This window comes from Mesorhizobium sp. M0678 (assembly GCF_040320505.1).
Taxonomy (GTDB): Bacteria; Pseudomonadota; Alphaproteobacteria; order Rhizobiales; family Rhizobiaceae; genus Mesorhizobium.
The window spans coordinates 330,535-336,534 of sequence record NZ_JAMYPT010000007.1 but is presented as its reverse complement, the minus strand read 5'-3'; the positions used below and the strand labels follow the sequence as shown (position 1 = coordinate 336,534).

At 60.9% G+C, this 6,000-nt stretch carries 6 protein-coding genes; 3 read left to right on the top strand and 3 right to left on the bottom strand.

Annotated features, from left to right (window positions below; all coding sequences use genetic code 11):
* A partial coding sequence (locus tag NKI29_RS16180; RefSeq protein WP_352796678.1) for a transposase occupies nucleotides 1–209 on the top strand: 209 nt, incomplete at its 5' end.
* Nucleotides 210–851: 642 nt separating this feature from the next.
* Complete coding sequence (locus NKI29_RS16175) at nucleotides 852–1,397, top strand: hypothetical protein (RefSeq protein WP_352796676.1); 546 nt, start codon at nucleotides 852–854, stop codon at nucleotides 1,395–1,397.
* Nucleotides 1,398–1,436: 39 nt separating this feature from the next.
* On the opposite strand, the gene NKI29_RS16170 is transcribed toward NKI29_RS16175, so the two are convergent.
* The 3 genes from NKI29_RS16170 to NKI29_RS16160 all read right to left on the bottom strand — a co-directional run bounded on the left by NKI29_RS16170 (nucleotide 1,437) and on the right by NKI29_RS16160 (nucleotide 5,216).
* Nucleotides 1,437–2,111 carry a LuxR C-terminal-related transcriptional regulator gene (locus NKI29_RS16170; RefSeq protein WP_352448141.1) on the bottom strand — a complete coding sequence of 225 codons (675 nt, stop codon included), beginning with the start codon at nucleotides 2,109–2,111 and terminating at the stop codon, nucleotides 1,437–1,439.
* The gene (locus tag NKI29_RS16165; RefSeq protein WP_352644183.1) at nucleotides 2,108–3,550 is read right to left on the bottom strand and encodes a sensor histidine kinase; all 1,443 of its coding nucleotides are present in this window, start codon (nucleotides 3,548–3,550) and stop codon (nucleotides 2,108–2,110) included. Before NKI29_RS16165 ends, NKI29_RS16170 begins: the two co-directional genes overlap by 4 nt.
* Before the next feature lie 148 nt (nucleotides 3,551–3,698).
* Nucleotides 3,699–5,216, bottom strand: a complete 1,518-nt coding sequence (locus NKI29_RS16160; RefSeq protein WP_352796673.1) for a S10 family peptidase — start codon at nucleotides 5,214–5,216, stop codon at nucleotides 3,699–3,701.
* 279 nt (nucleotides 5,217–5,495) lie between these two features.
* Here NKI29_RS16160 and NKI29_RS16155 point away from each other — a divergent pair, with 279 nt between their 5' ends.
* The gene (locus NKI29_RS16155; RefSeq protein ID WP_352469597.1) at nucleotides 5,496–5,993 is read left to right on the top strand and encodes a hypothetical protein; all 498 of its coding nucleotides are present in this window, start codon (nucleotides 5,496–5,498) and stop codon (nucleotides 5,991–5,993) included.
* Nucleotides 5,994–6,000 lie beyond the last annotated feature (7 nt).

The window sequence follows — 6,000 nt, the reverse complement described above, 5'->3', positions numbered from 1 at the left end:
CGGTTACGAACATGCTGGAGCGGCTGAACCAGGAGATCAAGCGGCGCACCCTGGTCGTTCGCATCTTCCCCAACCCGCGGAGCTGTCTGCGGCTGGTTCGGGCATTGGCGGTGGAGATCCACGAGAACTGGCTCGAGGCGACCCGCTACCTCAACATGGATCATCTGCGCGAGCACAAGAAGGAGAGCCTGAGGGCCTTGGCCGCCTGAGCACCGTCATGTGTCCGCCGCTCCGCTAAACACGGGGGCTGCGCGGCGGACACGCCGACGTCACCGCAATGCCACGCCATTTTGCAGAACTTGACGCACACAACTCGAAGCATTCGAAGAGGGCGGTGGATCGCAGCTGCCAGTTGGACACAAAGGTCGCCGAATGCAGGGCGGCTCCTGGCATAGGGACTTCAGTCTGTAGGCCTATCGACCAAGGACCCGCACGGCCAAACTTTGGTCCGAGGCTGCTATCGCAAAAGCCCGAAATGCGAGAGTTTCAGGAACTGAGTTCCGAGGAGCCCCGTTGCGATGCCGACTGTTACAGGAGGCCGCCATGGACCCGAGCATTCACCAGGCACGTTGGCTGCTTTTTCCGTTATTTGGCCTGTGCTTCGGGGTCGCGGCCATTGGATTTATTGTTGGCTGACGGTGGAAGTCGGCGCTACCGCGGAGAGACGCAACCACGGGAAGGCAAAAGACTTGCGCAGTAAATAGTCCCTTCCTGCGCTAGCGAGACCCACCAGTTACCATCGTGGGACTGGTGGGTCTTGACGTTCCGGACGCAAACCATTGTTTTAAGCATCACACGAATTCGAACAGGAGGCAGTACGACAGAGCCGTATGATTAAGGGGAGTTCCGACATGCGACTGGCAAGTTCATTGATGACGACCCGGAAACGAAGGACCGGATCTTCACGAGGACGTCATGTCGGCATTTCTGTAGTCGTCTTGACCTTCATTCTCGTCGTGAGCCCCTATCGCGTCGTGGTCGATGGATCATCGCAGCCGCTCGGCCCGCAGGCTGCCTGGGCCAAAGATGGCGGGAACGGCAATGGCGGGAACGGGAACGGGAATGGGAACGGCAATTCGGGCAATTCGGGTGGAAACTCCGGCAATTCGAACTCGAACGCTGGTGCCGGCACGGGCAAAGCAAAGTCGCAGGACGACAATCTCCCTGATCCCGCCCCTGCGGTAAACCCCGATAGCAAGCCAAAACTCTTTGTCAACGCATCCACAGGAGACCGGGTCGAGGTGAGCGGCCCGAGCATTGGCGTGGTGCATTCGAACGGACTCAGTGAGCGCATCGACAGCGACCAATATGAAATGCGGGATGCCGAGGGCCGCATCATCATTCGGCGCCTGGCGACGCGTTCCGATCGGGACAGGTTGCTTGGAATGATCAACTGAGGGCCAGTTCACATGGCCGCGCAGTGCGGCAATTTCGGCTCAAGCATGATCGCGAACAGGCGGATGGCGGCGCTCAGTCGCGTCGCGCAAGGTCATGGCGGCTTCGGTCCTGTTGCTGACGTTGAGCTTGGCCAGGATTCGCGTCATGTGGTGCTTTATCGTCTTTTCATGCAGGTTCAGCCGAAGCCCGATCCGCTTGTTGCTCAGTCCCGCGGCAACCAGCGTCAGGATCTCCCTTTCGCGGCTGGTGAGGTCGGCAAGTCCGTCAGCTTTCGCCGGCTCTTTTGATTGAGCCGAGAGATCGGCCAACAGGCGCGCCGACAATTGTGGACAGACATATCGTTCGCCCGACGCTACCGTGCGCAGGATCGCAGCCAACGTCCTCGACCCGACCCCCTTCAGAACATAGCCCCTTGCCCCGCTCTGCAACGCGGTCATCACGTGCTGGTTTTCTTCCGAAACGGTCAGCATCACAATTTTCAGTGCCGGATGCCGCTCAAGGGCCGGTCCGATCACGCCAAGGCCACCTCCAGGAACCGAGATGTCCATCAGCAGAATGTCGGGCCGCTGGTCTTCGATTATCCGCAGGGCATCGTCTCTGCTGCTTCCTTCACCGACGATCTCGAACCCGCCGATCTGATCGAGCGTGCGCACAACGCCTTCCCTGAACAGCGGGTGGTCGTCGACGATGGCGAGCTTGATGGCTACTGTCATGTCTGCCCCATTTCAACGATGTTGAGGGCCATTCTTACGACTGTGCCACTCTGTGAGGAAGTCACGGTAAACTGGCCCCCGAGGCTTTCCACCCGCTCGCGCAGCCCAACGAGTCCCAGCCTCTCGGGACGCACGATTTGCGGGTCAAAGCCAGCGCCGGCGTCGGCCACTTCGATACAAACGCGCTCGCCGTCGAAATGTTTCTCGACCGACTGACCTTCACCTCCGGCATGACGGAATCCATTGTTCAGCGCCTCCTGGACGAAGCGGAAGATGCAAATCTTGGCCGCCGGCGACAACGGCGCATGGCCGCCGGTCATCGATAATCTCACTTTGACGCCGGTTCGTTCTTCGTGCGCCTGTACGGCTAGCTGGAGAATTTCACCCAGTTCGGCATGCTCGATATGCGGCAGGACAAGGCCCTTGCTGATGCTCCTGATCTCGCGCATGGCATCGTCCAGATGTGCTTTGATGGCCAGCAATTCCTGTGCGCGCTTCGATTGCGGCGTAGCGGGATCGGCAATGACGGGGCTGTCGATCCCCAGCGCCGCGAGAGCAACCAATTGCGCGGGGCCATCGTGCAAGTCCGCACCGATGCGCCTGAGATAGCGTTCGTTAAGTGCGGTGGCACGCTGCGAGGCACGCTGCACCCGCAGCCTCAACAGTCTGTTTTGCGCAAGCAGATCGGAAAGCTCGGCAATGCGCTGCTTCAACGAGCGGCTCTGCGAACTGATCATGCGGCTGCCACGGAACACGATTGCCGACAGCCCGAGAAAGAAGGCCGCTGTGACGGCGGCAACGTCCAGCCAGGTTCGAATGAGCGCCTGATGCAGGTTTCTTTCAAAATCAGTGGCGACCTCGTAGAATTCCGAAACGGCCACCACTTCCCCCGACCATGGCTGCAGCACCGGATTGTAGATCTCGAGGAGATGCAAGCCGCTGGCTCTTTCGGCCTCGCTGTCCGGATCGTCGAGCTTGTCGAACTCCGAGACCATTTGGCCTGCGAATGCCGCCCGGAGATTGTCGCTGGGTTCGAAGCGCTTGCCGATCAATGTCTTGTCGGTCGAATACAGGATGGTTCCGTCGCGACGCCAGAGCTTGAAGGATTCGAGCCTTGTGCCGAGTGCCCCTTGTCCCAGCGTTTCATCGAGCGCATGGGCGACGCTCTCGTCGAGCACTTCGCTCTTGCGCATATCCGGAAGCAGCGGCGCGATAACGCTGTCCACGTAAAGAGCCGTCGCGGAAGCCGAATTCTGCGTGACCACGGTTTCTATATGGTTCGTGACGGAAATCCCCACCACCACCATGGCTGACAGGGAAAATAGACCGCCCGCGAGCAGGAACTGCGTTGCCAGCGACAGCGCATTCCAACGGTCAACAAGGCTTGTCAGCCTGTGTGGCTTGGTGTTCCGAATGGCCCGCTCGGCAGCACGCCGCACCAGTGGCGCGATTCTGGAGAGCCGGCTAATCCGTTGTCGAACGTCGCTGAAAGACGCCATCCTAGGTGTGTAACCGATCAATCGCGATGGAACTAGGGCCTGATGAGAGGGCGAACAGCGTATCCGGCGCTTTTTTGGGCAAACCGTCTCATTGCGTCGTTCGGTAAAGCTCGGACGCGGCCTGCTTCAGTGCCGCCCGTCCATCCGGCCTCAGATACATCATGTGCCCGCCCTCCAGCACCTCGGTGCGAATGGGCTTTGCGTCGGCAAGCAAAGGAATTTGACCAAGCAGGTAGCGCGAGCCCATGTACGGCGTTACCAGGTCGCTGTAGCCGTTGACGATCAGCACGCCGAGGCTGGGGTTTAGCACGCGCGCCTGTTGAAGGTCGTCCATGACACCCGCATAGCCCTGACGCGTCGCGCTCGTCCCATAGTCCCAATTGCCGCTGACTTCACGGTTGAGAAGCCGATAGCTGATATCCGTGCGGAAGTTCAATTCATCACGCACATAGCCGACGAAAGCGGAGGTGAGCGCCGGCACGCTTCGGTCGAGCACCGGATCGGGACCCTCGACTCCCAGGCTCTCTGGCGCCACGTCCGCTGTCGCGATGTTGCCGTCATAGGCGCTGAGAACATTGCCCTTTGCCCGTGCAAACTCCTTGGCGAACAGCCCTATGGGAATGCGTGCAAAGTGCCGCTGGACGAGATCGAGCGGCAGACCGGTGATTGCGGCGACACGCTGGCTCGCCAGGCGTCCACCCTGCTCCAGCCCACCGGCCAGCGCGGCCAGATAATCGCCGAGCGCATAGCGTTCGACTTCCGCCAGCCGCTCCTGCAGGGCCGGGCCGGAAACGCCTTCGCTGTGTAGGCGCACTGCCGCCAGCGACGGCAGTTCCAGCGCCCAGTGGAGCGGCTGGAACTCGTCCGGGCGCACCAGCGTGAATTCGAGCGCCGGCGAAATCAGCACGACGCCACTCGGGCTGATGCCGATGTCTTCCTGAAGCTTCCTGGCGAGCAATGCTGCTCGAAAGCCGCCATAGCTTTCGCCAGCCAGGAAGACAGGCGATGCCGTACGGTTCGTCTGCGCCAGATAGAGCCGGATAAACGCGCCTATCGACGCGGCGTCCTGGCTGACGCCCCAGAAGCTGTGTGCTTCCGTGCCGGGCGCTTCACGGCTGTAACCGGTTCCAACAGGGTCCACAAAGACCAAGTCGGTCATGTCGAGCCAAGTGTCGGGGTTGTCGAACAGCCTCTGCGGCGGCGGCAGGAAACTTCCATCGGCCGCCGTCGCCAGGACCCGCGGACCGAGCGCGCCGAGATGAAGATAAGCGGAAGCTGCTCCCGGACCGCCATTGAACACGAAGGTGATCGGGCGCCGCGGATCCGGTCCCGTTTCTTTCCCGGAATGCAGTGCATAGGCGACGTAGAAAATCTCGGCGGTGATATCGCCTTTGCCGGACGGCAATGACAGCGTGCCGGCCTTGGCCTCGTAATCGAGCGTGCGTCCGGCAATGACGATCGAATGATCGGAAGTCTGCGGCGGTGGCAAGAGCGAGAGAACCCCGCCTGTAGGCGGCGGCCGCTGGGCCGTCTCCGCGTGACCCACCCCAACTCCGGCAACCAACAGCAGAAGAGCGAGGGCGATTTCTTGCAGCTTGATAGGCATGACGTCTCCGGAGCAATTGGCTGGAAACTAGCACACCGTCGGCCGAACCAAAGTCACAGCACCGTGCGCCAGTACATCTGACAAGAAGGGGTCGGATTTGGAAATCCGATGCCCAGGCGGAAGATAGGGCGCGAGGGTCACGGCGGCAGCCTCAACCTCTTGCAGCAGATGCATGCGGCGGAATGACGTACCAAACGACTTCGTGAATTTTCTGCCGGTTGACTCGATTGGCCCACTTCCTAGGTTGGCATTCGGGCTCCCGTGCAATCCGAAGTTGGCATGACATCTTTCCACACCCGAAAGCTTGCCCTTCTCCTTCTATCGGCAAGCGCCGCCATCCTGTCTTCCTGCGTCATGCCCGACGACACGTCGAGCACTGCAAAGGAGGACGCCACGGCGGCGGCAGCCCGCAGGGAGATGGTCGGCCTTAGCGAGGCGGACGTTCGAATGTGCGCCGGCTTTCCGACCGCCACTGCCGATGTCGGCAAATCCGGCCAGATCTGGACCTATCAGCGCGTCGTTCAACGCGGCAATCTCAACATTGTCGTTCCGACCGTGGCCATTGGCCCCGTCCCGGCGCTGGGAGGTTCCGTCAACGTCGCCCCCGGCGGCTATTGCAACACGCAAATTCGAATGGTTGACGGTCATGTTGCCGAGGTTGCCTACGCCGGCGACAACAACCTGCCGAACAACCGCGATGCGCTCTGTGTCAGCACGGTAGACGCCTGTGTCGCCTACGCCCGTCAGTATCATCCAGGCAGGACAATGGGCAGATAGCGGGATG